This is a genomic window from Gelidibacter pelagius (assembly GCF_017581925.1).
GTDB classification, from domain to species: domain Bacteria; phylum Bacteroidota; class Bacteroidia; order Flavobacteriales; family Flavobacteriaceae; genus Gelidibacter; species Gelidibacter pelagius.
This window is the reverse complement of record NZ_JAGEVG010000010.1, coordinates 93,874-109,702: the sequence shown is the minus strand read 5'-3', so window position 1 is coordinate 109,702 and position 15,829 is coordinate 93,874. Positions and strand designations below refer to the sequence as shown.

19 protein-coding genes are annotated in these 15,829 nt (G+C 36.0%); 4 read left to right on the top strand and 15 right to left on the bottom strand.

What is annotated here, in order from left to right; translation table 11 throughout:
* Positions 1-2: 2 nt before the first annotated feature.
* From J4051_RS10035 to J4051_RS09985, 11 genes are all read right to left on the bottom strand, one after another.
* Positions 3-464, bottom strand: a complete 462-nt coding sequence (locus tag J4051_RS10035; RefSeq protein WP_208233731.1) for a GNAT family N-acetyltransferase — start codon at positions 462-464, stop codon at positions 3-5.
* A 112-nt stretch (positions 465-576) separates the two neighbouring features.
* A complete protein-coding gene (locus J4051_RS10030; RefSeq protein ID WP_208233730.1) occupies positions 577-1,215 on the bottom strand; it encodes an HdeD family acid-resistance protein in 639 nt (212 codons plus the stop codon).
* A 128-nt stretch (positions 1,216-1,343) separates the two neighbouring features.
* Positions 1,344-1,760: a DUF2141 domain-containing protein gene (locus J4051_RS10025; protein ID WP_208233729.1), complete on the bottom strand. Its 417-nt coding sequence runs from the start codon at positions 1,758-1,760 to the stop codon at positions 1,344-1,346.
* Positions 1,757-2,779, bottom strand: coding sequence for an NAD-dependent epimerase/dehydratase family protein (locus tag J4051_RS10020; RefSeq protein ID WP_208233728.1), 1,023 nt, complete (start codon positions 2,777-2,779; stop codon positions 1,757-1,759). Before J4051_RS10020 ends, J4051_RS10025 begins: the two co-directional genes overlap by 4 nt.
* A gap of 26 nt (positions 2,780-2,805) precedes the next feature.
* On the bottom strand, positions 2,806-3,327 hold the full coding sequence (locus tag J4051_RS10015) for a DUF488 domain-containing protein (protein ID WP_208233727.1): 522 nt from the start codon (positions 3,325-3,327) through the stop codon (positions 2,806-2,808).
* A 26-nt stretch (positions 3,328-3,353) separates the two neighbouring features.
* Positions 3,354-4,166: an SDR family oxidoreductase gene (locus J4051_RS10010; protein WP_208233726.1), complete on the bottom strand. Its 813-nt coding sequence runs from the start codon at positions 4,164-4,166 to the stop codon at positions 3,354-3,356.
* A 349-nt stretch (positions 4,167-4,515) separates the two neighbouring features.
* Positions 4,516-5,589, bottom strand: coding sequence for an AOC03_06830 family ribosome hibernation factor (locus J4051_RS10005; protein WP_236027337.1), 1,074 nt, complete (start codon positions 5,587-5,589; stop codon positions 4,516-4,518).
* A gap of 95 nt (positions 5,590-5,684) precedes the next feature.
* Positions 5,685-6,536, bottom strand: coding sequence for an META domain-containing protein (locus J4051_RS10000; RefSeq protein ID WP_208233725.1), 852 nt, complete (start codon positions 6,534-6,536; stop codon positions 5,685-5,687).
* Positions 6,537-6,858: 322 nt separating this feature from the next.
* Entirely contained in the window at positions 6,859-7,344 is a 486-nt protein-coding gene (locus J4051_RS09995; RefSeq protein ID WP_208233724.1) for a GbsR/MarR family transcriptional regulator, read from the bottom strand.
* Positions 7,345-7,444: 100 nt separating this feature from the next.
* Complete coding sequence (locus J4051_RS09990) at positions 7,445-7,984, bottom strand: DsrE family protein (protein ID WP_208233723.1); 540 nt, start codon at positions 7,982-7,984, stop codon at positions 7,445-7,447.
* A gap of 6 nt (positions 7,985-7,990) precedes the next feature.
* Positions 7,991-9,157: an MFS transporter gene (locus tag J4051_RS09985; RefSeq protein WP_236027335.1), complete on the bottom strand. Its 1,167-nt coding sequence runs from the start codon at positions 9,155-9,157 to the stop codon at positions 7,991-7,993.
* Between the two features lie 521 nt (positions 9,158-9,678).
* Between J4051_RS09985 and J4051_RS09980 the strand changes: the two genes are divergently transcribed.
* Entirely contained in the window at positions 9,679-11,268 is a 1,590-nt protein-coding gene (locus J4051_RS09980) for an FMN-binding glutamate synthase family protein (RefSeq protein WP_208233722.1), read from the top strand.
* A 340-nt stretch (positions 11,269-11,608) separates the two neighbouring features.
* Here J4051_RS09980 and J4051_RS09975 read toward each other — a convergent pair whose 3' ends face one another.
* The 4 genes from J4051_RS09975 to J4051_RS09960 form a co-directional block, all read right to left on the bottom strand.
* Complete coding sequence (locus J4051_RS09975; protein WP_208233721.1) at positions 11,609-12,064, bottom strand: pyridoxamine 5'-phosphate oxidase family protein; 456 nt, start codon at positions 12,062-12,064, stop codon at positions 11,609-11,611.
* Between the two features lie 98 nt (positions 12,065-12,162).
* Positions 12,163-12,459 (bottom strand): thioredoxin, encoded by a 297-nt coding sequence (trxA, locus tag J4051_RS09970; protein ID WP_208233720.1) that lies wholly within the window; start codon positions 12,457-12,459, stop codon positions 12,163-12,165.
* A complete protein-coding gene (locus tag J4051_RS09965; protein ID WP_208233719.1) occupies positions 12,449-12,649 on the bottom strand; it encodes a hypothetical protein in 201 nt (66 codons plus the stop codon). The genes trxA and J4051_RS09965 overlap by 11 nt, the downstream gene beginning before the upstream one ends.
* A gap of 245 nt (positions 12,650-12,894) precedes the next feature.
* Positions 12,895-13,080: a CsbD family protein gene (locus J4051_RS09960; protein WP_208233718.1), complete on the bottom strand. Its 186-nt coding sequence runs from the start codon at positions 13,078-13,080 to the stop codon at positions 12,895-12,897.
* Positions 13,081-13,303: 223 nt separating this feature from the next.
* Between J4051_RS09960 and J4051_RS09955 the strand changes: the two genes are divergently transcribed.
* The 3 genes from J4051_RS09955 (at position 13,304) to J4051_RS09945 (ending at position 15,642) form a co-directional block, all read left to right on the top strand.
* Entirely contained in the window at positions 13,304-14,086 is a 783-nt protein-coding gene (locus J4051_RS09955) for a DUF3108 domain-containing protein (protein ID WP_208233717.1), read from the top strand.
* Between the two features lie 3 nt (positions 14,087-14,089).
* Entirely contained in the window at positions 14,090-14,500 is a 411-nt protein-coding gene (locus J4051_RS09950; RefSeq protein WP_208233716.1) for an FUSC family protein, read from the top strand.
* A gap of 101 nt (positions 14,501-14,601) precedes the next feature.
* Entirely contained in the window at positions 14,602-15,642 is a 1,041-nt protein-coding gene (locus tag J4051_RS09945; protein WP_208233715.1) for a M28 family metallopeptidase, read from the top strand.
* Positions 15,643-15,829 lie beyond the last annotated feature (187 nt).

Genomic DNA, 15,829 nt, shown 5'->3' with positions numbered 1-15,829 from the left:
TTTTAAGCGTTGAATCTTAAAGTTATGAGTTGTTTTTTCATTAATAACCGTGCTTCAAGGTCATTATAATAATTATCGAAAGTCTTCACCGATTTAAATCCGAGATCCTCATATATTTTTTTGGCAGATGCATTATCAGGGTGGACGGTCAAACAAATTTCTGTGCTTAAATCGTTTTCAAGGAGTTCAACAAGTTTTTCTGTGAGTAGTTTTCCAATTTTTTTTCCGCGTGCTTCAGGGTGAACGCCTAATGACAGCAGCCAACCCTGACTTGTGTTTTTATTGATATTACCCAGCACATAACCGAGAACCTTTCCCTCCTCTTCAGCGACCAAGAAATACTCATGGGAAATATCAAACAACTGCCTTAAAACAAATGGCGGATAACTTCCATCGTTAAAACTTAAAGTTTCGATTTGGTGCACAGATTCAAGATCTTCTAAAGTTGCTCTTCTAATGTTCATGTCTGATTTTTTAAGGTTTACACAAGCTATTAAAGTCAGGGAATTGAGAATCCTTTAATAACATTAGTGATAACGGCATCTCAAATAAATTTATTTTCAGTGCACACAAGTATTATGAGTTCCATTCTTTGTCAATATCTTTCACTAATTCATCGTAACGTTTTCTTAGTTCTGCGGATATCTTTTTAGACGATTTATGCAATCTCTTTAGCTGAAATGCTAAAGCGATACTGAAGAGTCCTGCAAACATGAAACTCAGCGCTATCAAGACCACCATACTCATTCCTGCAAACAACGGATTCCAGATGAGGATGAAGGAAAAAATAGTTCCTAAAATTCCTAATACCAATAATACGCCCCAATTTTTATCGCCATATCTTTTGACGTCCATAGCAAACCCTATGGCAGAAACCGAACGGAAAAGGATGATAAAACCAATATAGAATGCCATGACACTTATTGAAAGTGCAGGATGGCTCATAAGAGAAATTCCTACAATAAAAGTAAGAATCCCGAAGGCTAAAGACCAACCCCAATTTTCCAATTGGTGTCTATTGACTATTGAAAAGAGCGTCTCTGAAATGCCGCCAAATAAAAACGACAATGCAAAAAGAAAGGACAAAGTGAGCAGTGAACTTCCTGGCGAAGTAAATGCCACAATACTGACAATGATAAAAAATATCCCTACAAGTAAAGGAATATACCAATGTTTGATGGCGCTTTTGATTGATTTTAAGAAAGTTGGTTCCATAATTTTAATTTTTAATGTATTAATTTAAACTTCTAAGTCGTTGCTTATTAAAAGCTAAGTTAAATCGAATAACAGATAATATCAATGACATGAATCAGCTTAGCAATAATAAAGGGATTACTTTATGATTAGTGCCGTAATGCAATATCTAAGACCTTATTTTCTGACAATGTAAATTTACAGTCCTCATAGGACGGCGCCGAGAATTTTGGTTTTACATTGTTCGAAAAGCCATAACCTTCCTTTGGAATTCCAAGGAAATTACGGTTGCACTCCTTGTCAGAATTTTCATCATGATATAAGGACACGGCATACTCACCTTTTGGCAAATCGCTAATTACAATGGTTTCGGTAGCTTCATCGATAGCAATTGTATAATTTTTGATGGCCACACCTTCTTTCAAAAAGTCCTTATCCGTATTAAAAACGCCAATAATGATTTCGCCTTTAAGAGATTTAATGTTTTGAACGTTAATGGTCAACTCCGGATTGTCGTTTCCGAAAAAGCTGGTTAAGAATGATAGATATAGAATTAAGATTTTCATGATTTGGGTTTTAGATTAAAATAATGGTGCATTTGTTTAGCGTCTTTTGTTTTAAAGGCTTGATAAGGTTCTGATTTTTTTAGCAAATACCATTTTATGGGTTTTTTAAAAATTGACGCGGCAGTTTTTTTAAGTGAGGATACTTTTTTAGCCTCCATTTCAAAATGATCCTCCAAACTATCCGTTCTAAACTGAACGATATTTTCTAAATCATCGCCATCAGCATAAAATCCACAGTGAAAATTTTTATCCGCAAACGCATGTTCCGGAAAATCGACCGCTCCCAATCCGAAAACTGCAAAAGAACGTTCCAGAAAATGTTCATAACTGATTCTGCAACTTTCACCGCCTCCCAAATTGAAAATCCGTTTGGACAGTTCCTGCTGTTTCTCAATGCCATTCACAAAAGCGCGCGCCGTATCTCGTGGTGTAGCAATTTCCAAAGCCGTGTTTAAAGGCTGATGGAACATCAATTTGCTCATCTTATGATTGCCCATTATGGCTGCCAATCTGAAAATTGTCCAATCCAAATGGCTTTCTTGGAGCAACTTCTCTGCGGCAATCTTGGTTTCGCCGTAGGCATCACCTTCACTCGGAGTAAGTGCATCACCAACCTTTATATACGGATTTTCGATACGATCACCATATACAGAAATGCTGGAGCTGTACATAAAAAATGCTTTTGGAGAATGCGCTTCCAATTGTTTAATAAGATGATGGGTGCCTTCAGTATTTACTTTTTTCGCGAGCTCTGGATGCTCATCAGCCAATGGCGGAATGATGGCAGCCAAATGAATTACGGCATCGATGTTCTTAATAGACTCTAAGTCTTTCGGATTTGAAATATCCCCATAAATAAGATTAATTTGATTTGCGAATGGTTCTAATTTCTCTTCTGAAAGCTTCGTCTTTTTATCAAAAACCGAAATAGTGTATCTACCTTTTTCTATAAGCTGTTTTAAGGCTTCAAAACCCACCGTTCCGGAGGCACCTGTAAGTAAAATATTTTTCTTTGTCATGAGGCGTTAATTGACATAATTATTATTTAATGATAGGACAGTTGCCCATCTTCTACTTTTGCCGGTTTTGTGTATGGGTGCTCTTGATGCTGGTTTTCTCCCATAATATGAATGACTTTCCAACCATTTGCTTTTAATTGATCTGAAATCATTGAACGATGACAACGCCACCAAACGGCTTCAGAACACATCATGGCACATCTTTTTTCAGAAGCCAAGGACTCCAATGTTTTGAAAGCATCCTTAAATTCAGAAGTTTCCATATAATCGGCATAACCTCTGAAGGACGGGTGATTCCATACGGTGTTTTTAGAGTCTTGGGAAGCTTTGCGTCGTCCACCCAAAGCTTCTATATGTTTATACTCAATTCCATTTTCAAGTAAAGCGGATTCGAGGGTTTCTGTATTAAACTGCGGAAATTTTCGCGAACCTGGGAAGCGTCGTACATCGATAAGCAGTGCTATCTCATCATTCTTGAGCAACTCCGAAAACTCTTCAAAAGTTCTGGTTGAATGTCCAATAGTCCATATCGATGTATTGTGTTCCATCACGATGTTTTTTAATCACACAGATTCTATCCCATTTTTTTAATGTTCTGAATAACCCCACCATCCACTAAAATATCAGTACCAGTAATAAAACTGGCGGCATCAGTGGTTAAAAAATGAACAACTCCAGCAACATCTTCAGGTTGACCGTTACGTTTTAAAGGTGTCGCCTGTTTTATCTTTTCCATTCGTTCAGGATGTTCTGCAGCTGCTTTCAATGCCATTGGAGTTTCAATGACTCCAGGAGAAACGGTTACGATTCGCGCACCTTTCCCGCCCCACTTACTCGCGTTTTTATGGGTGAGCAAATGAACACCTCGTTTTGCGAAATTGTACATCGTATCTGAAGAACCATCCACAAACTTACTTACAATATCAAAGGATTCTGTTGCTTGCGGATTGATAAGCGCTTCATCATACTCAGAGTTTGCAGGAACAGCATGCGCCATCATAGAAGAAAGCAATACAGCTACCGAATCTTTTTCGGCAAGCTCATAAAAGGCATCGACTAAAAGCTCTGTAGCAATCAAATCGATGGTATACACTTTTTTGAGGTCTTTAACTGTTCCACTTACTCCAGCAGTATGTATCAATGCTTTTAGTGCACCTTTGTTGGAAACAAATTTGGTAAGCTTATCTATATCTATTTTATCGGTAATATCACAAGAAATTCCTGACACATCAAAACCTTCTTTTAACAAAGTTTCGACGGCTTTATCAACTTGATCTTGTGAATAATCAGTTAGAATTATTGGTTGATCCTTAAAAACTTGAGCACATGCTTGTCCTATGCCTCCAGCTCCTCCAGTAATTACTATATATTTTTTTTGAACATCCATTTTAAAAGTATTTAAATATTAATCATTTTTTTGATGTAGAATCAAGATCGCTACGCTTATAGAACATAGAACAAAGACTTGATTGTAACTAACTCACAGACAATTAGCGTTTAAATTAAATTGCCAAGAATTCTTCTATAAGAAATTGCTAAAAAGTAAGATGCTGTTTTCAAAATCCCATACATTATTTGCTTTGCTTTGAAAGGTTATGTCAACTTTTTGTTGTTAATGATCAACTAAAGAATTTCAATATCGAAAACAGTTCTCGAGAGACACTACAACCAAAATAAATAGGCATTAGCTAAAAAACTTACTAATAACCAATGTTTATTCTAATATGCAAGAACTTTTAGTAGCGTGTTACGGCACCAAATCCGTTGAATTTATCTAATTCTCCTTTTGGAAGGAAAACAACATCACCTCCAAAATCCATATTCATCTCAATCATCTCATCATAAATATCGTCTATGACATCTTTGTCGGTTCTATGATCTTCGGATACATAAACAATTTTATCATCTTCTAAAATTGCTGGTTGAAATAAACCTTGTTCAATGAAAAGCGTTTGAATTTTTCCTTGGGAAATAGCTCTCCAAATATCATTTGTATCACTTAAGAATTTATTCTCAGAGACCGCTTTTAGCAATTCTGCTTTTCGGTCATTATTTCTTTTGGTATTGTAGGTTTCAATGATCTTGTAAGCTTCTGAAACGATGGCGTGATCTTTTTCAGCCATTCTATTTTTGTTTAAATACGTATCGTAAATACTCTGCTTTTCATCGGCGACTTTTAAATATTCAGAATAATTTTCTTCAACGGTGGAAATTAAAACTGGAAGTGGATTTTGTTTTCTAATACTGTTCACTTCTTTATCCACTTGATTGAAAAACTCACCGATCAAACTTGACTGTCGCGATGCAGTAGCTGCTTGCGTTTTGTTTTTGGCAAAGGATTGTTGGTTTTCCATAGGAAATGGTGATCCAAATTCTTTAACGACCTTGTCATTCAATGCCTCAATTAAGCGTGCTTTATCCTGACTCAAAACCAATAAGTAATAGTGGGATTCAGCGTGAATAGACCGCACTAAATCTCTTGTAGCAAAGGTGTTATCGATAATCACACGATCTACAACTTTTATGGGCAACCTTGAGAATTCGGCAACATCATGATTTACAAAAAGTAATAAGCTGTCCAAATTACGACTGTGATCAATGTCTGCGGCAAGGGCGTGCAATTTGTCAATTAATTTTGTTGCATCCTTTTTCGTCGTATCTGCAAGAAGTCTTGTTTCAACTTCTTTGATATGATTTTTAAGGACTAATTCGTCTTTAAGGTAATCAGGCTTCGTTCGGTGGGAATTCATGATGATGGTAATACAGTTTTCCGAACTGATGTCTTTAAGCTTTTTTAAGGTTGTGTTCATTTTTCAAGTTTTAAATTGATTAATAAATATATAATTTCAAATTGCCTTGGATAATTTATAGTCAAAAATCAGAGGCATTATTTCTATGCATAAGATTAGTCGAAATAAACGGCTTCAAATACTGCCAAAGGCGCTCTTCTACCGACGTTTAAACTCAACACGTCATCTACAATGGTATAGTTGTCTGCAAGTTCAAAGATTTTTAGAAACTCCGATTCATTGACATCTACATCTGGACAGGCTTTTAAAGTGGTCAACATGCCTTTAAAGCGAATACGATTTCCTTCTTCCAAAGTATATTCTCCATTAATCGTGTTACAACCTGCAAATCCAGTGACTCGGTTCCCCTGAGACTGTAATCTGAAATAGATTTCCTGTTCTTGGTTATCTGCCATTTTGATGTCCTGACCTTCCAAGGTTTTCAACTTCCAATATTTCTCAACAATCGGCTCAAGGTCCATCTCTCCTTTTTTAAATTCTGCCAATGGCGCTCTCTTTGCTTTATTTAGAGCCAATTTACCGTCGGAAATAGTGAAATTATCAGCATTTTCAAAAATGCTCAATATTTGCGATTCATTAATTTTTGCATCTGGACAAGCCATTCGGGTTGATCCCAATTGAGAAAATGAAATCCGATTGCCCTCTTCTATGGTATACGTCCCCATGAACGTGTTACATCCTGAAAACCCATGAACGGTATTCTCTTCTGAATTTAATGTGAAGTAAATAATCTGTCCATTCTTTTCTCGATCTGACATATCCTGCCCCTCCAAGGTGGTGATGATCCATTTTGTGTTTTCGATGGACTGCACATCATTCGTATTTTCAGGGGTGGTCATTTCAGCATCGTCTTCTGAAGTTTCAGAATTGGAATTTGACTTTTTTCCGGTATTACAGCTCATGACTGTGAAAGCTATAAGAGCTAATGTGACAATTTTAATTTTCATTGTTTTGTTTTTAAGTTAATTCAATTTTGTTTTTTATTCTTTTGCGGCTACGCCTATTGGATATGTTGGTTATTCATTTAAGAATAATCCGTTACTTTTCAACAATCATACCTCCTTGTAAATAACCATTAAATATTAAGAGTTATTTAACTTCATCGAAAAACACTGTATCTCTAACCATTTTCTTTGACCCAATGTCTGATTGATGATCCATAATTCAAAGTCATAGATCAACAACAAATTTAAGATTAGTTCATAACATTGCGAACTAAATAATTGTAAACTATTGTTAAAGTTCTATCTTTAAATATTTAACGATAAATCATTCTTCTGAAATTTGATGTGTCTTGATTTTTTCAATTGTAATTGCAACAAGCGCTTGCATCTTTCTTAAGTAATCTGTCGTAATATCTCCCAAGGATTTTTCATTTGTAAATTTCTCCGGAAAATGCACTTTATTATAAGCATTGATTTTTTCAACCAAGGTCATCTCATTATCCAAAGATTCCAAATACGCTTCTAAAGTTGTCAACTGAAAATATTTAGTCACGCGGAAGTAACGTTTCCTGTCACCTGATTTCGTGTAATATTCAATATGCTTTAATTGTGTAAGTACATTCAAATTCACCGATGTCGAGCTTTTACTCGAACCAATAATCTCACGAATCTCCTCAAAGGTCAAGCCATCATAAGATGACAACGTCAATAAAGCATATATTCGAGCTGCTAAAGGTGCAATTTGTAATCTTGTTTCCAAACGAAGACCTATCTCTTCAATCAATTTTAGTTTCTCTTTTGAAAGTGCCATTTCTAACTTTTTCCTAAATATACGCTTAGTTCACAACATTACGAACTAATTTTTATTAAAGTTTTGTTATAATTTTCAAAACGATGCTTACGCAAAGCAACTAAAACATAGGGACATAGCCTTCCATTTGATAACTGGGGAGCGCCACGAGAGAGGATGTCGTAATCTCAATATAAGGATTGAGATCTTTAGCTGGATCTATTTTATGTTTCCCCAAAGCCTGTCCGCAAACTAAAATTTTTACGTTATGCTGTTTTAATTTACTTAACAAATCCAGATTTGGGTTGATCCTTTGTTCTCTCTTTTGATGTTCCCTGTCTGTTACCACAAAAGGTGTTGCGGTTCCGCTGATGATGGCAACAATTTTCAAATTCTCTTGAGACACCTTATAACTGCCCATAAGATTAATGAGCCTTGCTATTTTCCAAAGGCCTTCGTTAACGTTCTCGCGCTCCTTTCCGTCCTTGATATGGAAAATTATTTTGTATTCTTTGGTTGGATCTGGCTTATTCAGTGCCTCGTCATAATGGACAATTTTACCGTAACCTTCAATAATTGGTGTTTCCCAATCTTGTGCGTTCAGTGTATTTTGGAAACTCAGTGCCATTAGAACGACGAGCAATTTAAGTGTAGTTTTCATATATTTTTATATTGTTTTTTTTCTAAAAAATAGATGCACTATTAATATTAATACAGATAGACCTATGCCCAACCAACTTACTCCCGTCCACCCCAGGTGTTGCCACGCTATCGCGCCCAATGTGGTTCCTATAGCACCACCTATAAAAAATCCGACCATATAGATGGTGTTGACACGGTTTCGAGCTTCAGGGTTTTTAGAGAAAATAATGTTTTGATTGGTAATGTGCAGCGCCTGTAATCCTAAATCCACCAAAACAACCCCCAAAATCAGTCCGATAATGGATTCGGCAGAGATCAGGAAAATCAACCAAGAGACAACGAGCAAAATCGCCGAATAAAGAATGATCTTATTTTTACTGATCTTATCGTTCAATTTACCAACCACTGTGGCGCCGAGAGCTCCGGCTATTCCAAATACTCCAAAAGCTCCAGCAATCGTACTGCCATAGCCAAAAGAATCTTCCATTAGAAAAACCAAAGTCGTCCAAAAAGCACTTAAACCAGCAAAGCCCAATGCGCCTCTTAAAGCGGCTAAACGCAATGACGGTTCTGTTTTAAAATAATGCCAAAGCGATAGCATTAAATTGCCATAGCTTCCATTATAATTTGGTTTCAAATTAGGGAGCTTCCATCTTAAAATGATAAACAAGATTACCATCAAAACTGTGGCCGCATAATACATGACACGCCAACCATACATGTCGCCAATAAAACCACTGACAATACGACTGCCCAAAATCCCAATCAACAATCCGCTCATGACGATACCAATAGCACGGCCTCTCCCCTTTTCATCAGACATTTGAGCTGCCATTGGAACAAACAACTGCGGAATTGCCGAAGTAAACCCTATAAAGAAACTGCTGATCACCAAGGCAAATAATGTTTGGGACATTCCCGCCGCAACAAGTGCAATAATCATGAGGATGAAATCAAATTGAAGGATTTTATGATTGGAAAGCTTATCTCCCAAAGGGATTATAAACAATAAACCAAACGCATAACCCAATTGTGTTGCTAAGGCCACATTGCTTACTGCAGCTTCCGTAACGCCAAAGGTCTCAGAAATAAGATTTAAAAGAGGTTGATTATAATACAAGTTGGCTACCACCAGACCTGCAGAAAAGCTCATGAGATACAGGACTGAGTTTGAAAGTTTTGATGTCGTCAAATCTTTTGATAAATTTTAAAATTTGATTATTATAATTAAATTAAAGCTTATTCAAATGAAATCAGATTGAGGATAAAATTTACGCTCAACAAAGTTTGAAGCCGATTTTAATTCTGTAAAGATAAATTCCAGAAATGACAAACCTGTGGATATTCAGCAAAGTTTTATAAATGTGATACCAGTTACTTTTCTTTTTAAAGAGGTGTTTGCTCTTCGAGACGTTCTTCTTCTTTTTTTACTGCTGATTTAAGTTCCTCTAAGGATTTAAAAGCTTCTGAATGACTCACTTTTATCTCCCTTCAAAACTCCGTAAATCAATCTTAAAAAACTTGATATCTTTTATTTTATAATACAACTTTTCGTACTTCAATTATTATTTAAAATCATTATAAAAAGAGCGTTTTTTCAACGCCACTTTCACGTATTGAATTAAATGATACAGAAATTTATTTAAACTATTTCGTTTTAGTATGCAATCCGATTTTGTAATAGTATATTTGCATTTTAAATCCATTTAAGAGATGAAAGTTCGCGAACAATTTATTTTAATTTCTGTTATCGTAGTAGTAGCAATCATTGGAATCGCTCTATTATGGAGCCCTATCTTATGGGCTTTTGTTATCATCATTCCATTAATAATGTTGGGTGTTTTTGATATCTTTCAAACGAGTCATACCATCCGAAGAAACTTCCCTTTAATTGGGCGGGCTCGATATATGCTTGAGTCTATTCGTCCTGAAATCATGCAATATTTTGTTGAGACCGATACCGAAGGCAGACCCTTAAATCGTATCTTAAGATCATTGATATATCGAAGAGCAAAAGGTCAAACTGACACTGAACCTTTCGGGACGCAAATGGACCTCTACCACTCAGGTTATGAATGGCTAGAACACTCCATGTACGCAAAGCAGAACCCGAAAGAAATTGGAGAATTTCCGAGACTATTGATTGGTGGTAAAGACTGTAAACAACCTTATTCTTCAAGTTTATTGAATATATCTGCCATGAGTTTTGGCTCATTGAGTAAGAATGCGGTTCTCGCAATGAACAAAGGTGCCAAAATGGGTCATTTTGCCCATAATACTGGTGAAGGTGGAATCAGTGATTACCACTTAGAGCATGGCGGTGACCTTATCTGGCAAATTGGAACAGGTTATTTCGGGTGCCGAAATGATGATGGTACGTTTAATGACGTTACCTTTAGAGAGAATGCCACGAGACCTCAAGTAAAATTGATTGAAATAAAACTATCTCAAGGTGCGAAACCTGGCCATGGAGGGATATTGCCAGCTGCAAAAAACACCGAAGAAATAGCCCGAATAAGACACGTAAAGCCTGGAATTGCCGTCCATTCACCACCGTCGCATACTGCTTTTGCAGATCCTATTCAGTTTATGCATTTCATCAAGCGCCTTAGAGATTTAAGTGACGGAAAACCGATTGGATTCAAATTGTGTTTAGGAAGAAAACAAGAATTCATGGATTTTTGTGAGGCGATGATTTACACCGGTATAACCCCTGACTTTATCACTATTGATGGTGGTGAAGGAGGTACAGGTGCTGCTCCAGTGGAATTTTCGAACTCAATGGGAATGCCACTTCGTGAAGGACTCATTTTTGTTCACGACACCTTGGTCGGTTTCGGATTAAGAAAAGAAATCAAACTTATTGTAGCCGGAAAAATCATTACAGGATTCCACATGGCCAGAGCCATAGCACTTGGTGCAGATGGTTGCAATAGTGCAAGAGCCATGATGTTGGCCGTAGGATGTATCCAAGCTTTACAATGTAACCTGAACACCTGTCCGACGGGAGTTGCCACTCAAAATGCATCTTTAGTAAAAGGATTGGTTGTAGAAGATAAATGGCCAAGAGCCAAGAGATATCATGAGGCTACAATACATAGCTTTTTGGAACTTGTTGCTGCAGCAGGTTTAAATGATCCAAGTGAATTGACACGTAACCATATTAGCAAAAGGGTTGGTCTGTACGATGTGAAAACCTACGACGAGATTTATCCATATATGGAACCAAATTCTCTGTTGGACATCAATACGATTCCGGAAAGCTACCAGAAATTTTTCCAATTGACACGTATCATGAAGTAATTAAAAAAGCGCATCAAACCGCTATGACATACTGAACATAAAAAAGGCCTTCAATTGAAGGCTTTTTTTATTATCAAATATTTAAGATAAGATCTAAAATTTTAAAATGTTTGAAAGTGAAGTTGAATTCTTTTAATTAGTGAGAGCCCAATAAACCCTCCTTTTCATCAATCAAGAGTCTCATGTTCAGTCCAACCGACACGAGTAGGCAAGTCCTCTAAGAATGAATAAGAAATCGTCTTTTTGATTAAGTCATGCCTCAGGTGAAAAACCCACTCGTAGGAATTAATCATTATGGAGCGTTCTGCTCTTAAGAAGCATGAAAAAATTGTGGATTGATTTAGTCTTTCCTCATCTTACCTGTGACTTCTTCCACTTTAATGATGAAAATCATAGGAATGTTTTCGTTGATCGCCTTACTCGAAAACTCACTAATAAAGCTCAATTCTTTCAATTCCTTCTCAGCGATTAGCGTTTTGATTCCTAAAGAAAAAACATGTAGATAAGACTTAGCATCACTACCGAAGAGTTGTTCAAATTTGCCGTGAACCATAACCGATTTCCAATTGGTAAGCCCATCAACATCCACAATATTAAATGCTACTTCATTGTTTTTTCTCATCGCATTCATTTTATGACCTTCAGCAGAATAGCAAATGATAACATTTCTCTCGGCATCATAATGATAGGTGATGGGAACAACAAACGGTCTGTTCTGATAGATATAGGATAAATGCCCTAAATAATCGTTTTTGAGAATCTTTAAGCTGGCGTTCTCGTCTAAGTTAGTATACATGATGTTATTTGTTTTATTCCACCAAGATACAGCAATACCAGAATAGCAACAATGATATTGGTCAGTTTCTTTAGTTTAGGTATTAATGTCAAAAGAAATCAATGAGATTGTAATACCTTGATTAAATCGCCTTTCTGTAATACTCCAGATTGTCGCCAAACCTGATTCCCATCGTTAAAAAGCACCAGCGTAGGTACGCTCTTAACTCGATAATTGGTCGCTAACAAGTGGTTTTTGTCAACATCAATTTTTATGATTTTTATGGCATCACCCAATTCTGATTTCACTTCTTCCAAAATTGATATCAAAGTTTTACAGGGACCACACCATTCTGCGTAAAAATCCACTAAAACGGGGGTTTCTGAATTAATTATTTCATTAAAATTACTTTTCATTCGTGTTTGATGTTTTGGGTAGTTTAACACCTTTAAGGTGTTTTATTTTTTCTTCATCTGTCACATCCGACTCAATATCCCGATTAGGATCCCACTCTTTTTCTTTGGATGGCATATTTCTTTCTGAATCAGGATTTCTTTTTTCATCTTCCTTCCTGTTGTTCTGTTTTTTTTCTTCTGGCTTTTCCATGATTTTATTATATTGATAGTAATATTTTTCAAATGATTTGGGATGCAAGAATACAATCCGCAATAATTACATATAATTTTTCTACCCAAATCTAAAAAGTCGATGGGACGACAAATTTCAGTTTCTTATATTTTATTATTGATTTTGAGAGGCGCAACTATATCCTATTAATTAGCCTTGGGTATTAATAAAAAGGTTCTCAAACAAATTGTTTGAGAACCTTTCTTTAAATCAATAATGGCATCCTACCAGTTATCAATTTCCTTTTTTAAATCTTCTTTGGATTTACCATAGCGCTCTTGCACTTTTCCAGCTAACTTATCAAAGTTACCTTCAGCTTCTGTATATTCATCATTGGTGATTTTTCCATATTTCTTTTTAAATTCACCTTTAATTTGTTTCCATTTACCTTCAAATTGATCTGAGTTCATAATGTTTGTATTTTAAAGTTATTATTAGTTCTACCATAAAATTACATTTATTACTTCCTACCGGCTGTCTCAAAAGACCTAATCATTAATGCGTTTGCTAATTTGGGAATTATTTAACAATTCCCATCACTGTTGGGCTGTAGAAAGAAACACATAAAACCTTATATATAATATGAGGATTATTAATGTTTATATAAATATCTTTGACATCTTATTTTCAAACATGAAACACATCTTTTTTATTACATTTTTAATGTTCAGCGCGATGTTATTTGCTCAAAATAAAACCATTGCAGTGGGAGAAAAGCTAACCTTTACCGCCTCTTATAATATGTCTGCACTAATGACGGAAATTGCACAAGTGACTATGGAAACCGGTCAGGTCAAAACGTCAAATGCGACACTTTTACACCTCAAGTGTACTGCTGCAACTTATACCAAATGGGATGGTTTTTTCAAAATTCGTGATCTTTATGAGAGTTATGTCAGTCCAACAAGCTTGACACCATACTTATATAAGCGAGATATTAATGAAGGTAGCTACTATAAGTTTATGCAATACACCTTCAGCCATAAGACCAATTCCGTTAAAAGTCTTATGCGCAAAAAGAATGGCAAAGGTGAAATTTTTGATAAAACTGCTACTGTCAAAATTAATGGTGGCACCAAAGATATTGTGTCAACCATTTACCATATCCGCAATTTGGATATCCATAAAGCCACACCTGGCGATGTCCAAAACTTTAAGGTTCTTTTTGACAATGAAGAAATGGTTATCAGTGTGAAATATGTAAGCAAAGAAACCATCAACACTGCTATTGGTAAAAAAGAGTGTTATAAATTGTCGTTATCTCTTAAAAACAAGGATGTTCTTAAGGGCGGCTCAAATGATAATCTATTGTACCTCACGGCAGACGCCAATAAGGTTCCCGTTTATGCGAAATTTAAAATTCCAGTGGGTAACGGCGAACTTAAAATTAAATCAGCAACCGGATTAAAAAATTAAACTATGAGATCTCTTTTTATTGTTTTAGGATTTATCGCTGCAGTTTTAGCATTGATTTTGGCTGTGACACCGTTATCACAAATAGCCTATTTACCAGCTGTAGCAGCACTTATTTTCGGGTTTATTGCATTTTATATATCTAAACGGAAACAATTGCCGAAAAAAACAGTGCAATTAATCTTCATATTGACGGTCATTTCATTAGTTTTAACTACGTATAAATCCATTTTTAACACGGCTGAAGTTGGAGATCTTGAAGAGTTGGAGCTAAAGAAAGAAGCTTCTATCGAAGATTCGAAAGAAATTTTGGAAGGTTTGGATATGGAGGAATTGGATATGGATATGGACACTTCCAAATATGAAATCTTAGAAACTGAAGAATTCCCTGATTTGGAGGATTTTGAAGAACAATAGAGTCACTTGAATACACGATTGAAATACATCACAAAAATGAGGGATTACTTCTATATTCCCTTTTTTTTCGTTTTATTTGGCCGCTAATTAATCCTTGATAAATGAAAGCACTTTTCATTGCTTCCGCACTAACACTTGTTGGTTCTTGTGCGAATATTAGATATACGCAGAAAATTGAAAATCTAAAAGAAAGTATTGTTTTCGAGGATCCCGAAACCATTATAAAATATAGTCTCACAATTACACCTGAAGAATTGAGTACCCATGTTTACGCTTTGTCCTCAAAAGAATTTGAAGGTAGAGAAACAGGTAGAATAGGATATCATAGAGCTTCTAACTTTCTTAAGGACTTTTATGTAGACAATGACATCCCTTCTCCTTTGGGTTATGATAATTATTATCAAAGAATTCCGAAATCCTATTTCTCAAAAGACAGTCCAAGCTCCCAAAATGTTGTTGCTTTTATTGAGGGTTCAGAACTTCCTGAAGAAGTCATTGTGATTTCTGCTCATTTAGACCATCTAGGCATATCCAATGATGACACCTACTTTGGAGCTGATGATAATGCCTCAGGTACCGCTGCAGTTATGGAGATGGCCCAAGCCTTTGCACTGGCAAAAAAAGATGGACATGGCCCCAGGCGCAGTATTCTATTTTTGCATTTGACTGCTGAAGAATCTGGTCTTTTAGGCTCCCGTTATTATGTTAAGCATCCAATTTACTCCTTGGACAACACCGTAGTCAATTTGAACATTGACATGATAGGACGTGTGGATAAGGCCCATGAAGAAAAGCAACAAGAAAATTACGTCTATATCATTGGTGCGGACAGATTGAGTACGAAGCTCCACTATATCTCTGAAGCAGCAAACAACCAATTCACAAATTTAACACTCGACTATAGATATAATGCAGAAGGCGATTCCAACCGTTATTATTACCGCTCTGACCATTATAATTTTGCCTACAGAAACATTCCCGTCATATTTTATTTCAACGGCGAACATCAAGATTACCATCAACCTACCGATACACCGGACAAAATCAACTATCCTTTATTGCAAAAACGAGCGCAACTTATATTTTCAACTGCTTGGTATCTTGCCAATAGCGAAGAGCGCCTTAAAGTCGATAAAATTTAAGGAAAATTGAAGTAGCACCTAATAAAAATGTGCTATTCAAGAATCTCGGAGCCCATCAGACCGGTACGGATGGGCAAGTCCACGAAATATAAATAAGAAATTCCCTTTTATTGATCAAAGCAAGTTTGTTGGAATTAAAACCCACTAGTGAAATAAATGCCAATAAATCTTAGGTCGTGATAGCAAC

What these genes read in the sequence shown, in the direction of transcription:
- J4051_RS10035 (WP_208233731.1), bottom strand. Translation starts at nt 464, where the DNA reads ATGAACATTAGAAGAGCAACTTTAGAAGATCTTGAATCTGTGCACCAA.
- J4051_RS10030 (WP_208233730.1), bottom strand. Translation starts at nt 1,215, where the DNA reads ATGGAACCAACTTTCTTAAAATCAATCAAAAGCGCCATCAAACATTGG.
- J4051_RS10025 (WP_208233729.1), bottom strand. Translation starts at nt 1,760, where the DNA reads ATGAAAATCTTAATTCTATATCTATCATTCTTAACCAGCTTTTTCGGA.
- J4051_RS10020 (WP_208233728.1), bottom strand. Translation starts at nt 2,779, where the DNA reads ATGACAAAGAAAAATATTTTACTTACAGGTGCCTCCGGAACGGTGGGT.
- J4051_RS10015 (WP_208233727.1), bottom strand. Translation starts at nt 3,327, where the DNA reads ATGGAACACAATACATCGATATGGACTATTGGACATTCAACCAGAACT.
- J4051_RS10010 (WP_208233726.1), bottom strand. Translation starts at nt 4,166, where the DNA reads ATGGATGTTCAAAAAAAATATATAGTAATTACTGGAGGAGCTGGAGGC.
- J4051_RS10005 (WP_236027337.1), bottom strand. Translation starts at nt 5,589, where the DNA reads ATGAACACAACCTTAAAAAAGCTTAAAGACATCAGTTCGGAAAACTGT.
- J4051_RS10000 (WP_208233725.1), bottom strand. Translation starts at nt 6,536, where the DNA reads ATGAAAATTAAAATTGTCACATTAGCTCTTATAGCTTTCACAGTCATG.
- J4051_RS09995 (WP_208233724.1), bottom strand. Translation starts at nt 7,344, where the DNA reads ATGGCACTTTCAAAAGAGAAACTAAAATTGATTGAAGAGATAGGTCTT.
- J4051_RS09990 (WP_208233723.1), bottom strand. Translation starts at nt 7,984, where the DNA reads ATGAAAACTACACTTAAATTGCTCGTCGTTCTAATGGCACTGAGTTTC.
- J4051_RS09980 (WP_208233722.1), top strand. Translation starts at nt 9,679, where the DNA reads ATGAAAGTTCGCGAACAATTTATTTTAATTTCTGTTATCGTAGTAGTA.
- J4051_RS09975 (WP_208233721.1), bottom strand. Translation starts at nt 12,064, where the DNA reads ATGTATACTAACTTAGACGAGAACGCCAGCTTAAAGATTCTCAAAAAC.
- trxA (WP_208233720.1), bottom strand. Translation starts at nt 12,459, where the DNA reads ATGAAAAGTAATTTTAATGAAATAATTAATTCAGAAACCCCCGTTTTA.
- J4051_RS09965 (WP_208233719.1), bottom strand. Translation starts at nt 12,649, where the DNA reads ATGGAAAAGCCAGAAGAAAAAAAACAGAACAACAGGAAGGAAGATGAA.
- J4051_RS09960 (WP_208233718.1), bottom strand. Translation starts at nt 13,080, where the DNA reads ATGAACTCAGATCAATTTGAAGGTAAATGGAAACAAATTAAAGGTGAA.
- J4051_RS09955 (WP_208233717.1), top strand. Translation starts at nt 13,304, where the DNA reads ATGAAACACATCTTTTTTATTACATTTTTAATGTTCAGCGCGATGTTA.
- J4051_RS09950 (WP_208233716.1), top strand. Translation starts at nt 14,090, where the DNA reads ATGAGATCTCTTTTTATTGTTTTAGGATTTATCGCTGCAGTTTTAGCA.
- J4051_RS09945 (WP_208233715.1), top strand. Translation starts at nt 14,602, where the DNA reads ATGAAAGCACTTTTCATTGCTTCCGCACTAACACTTGTTGGTTCTTGT.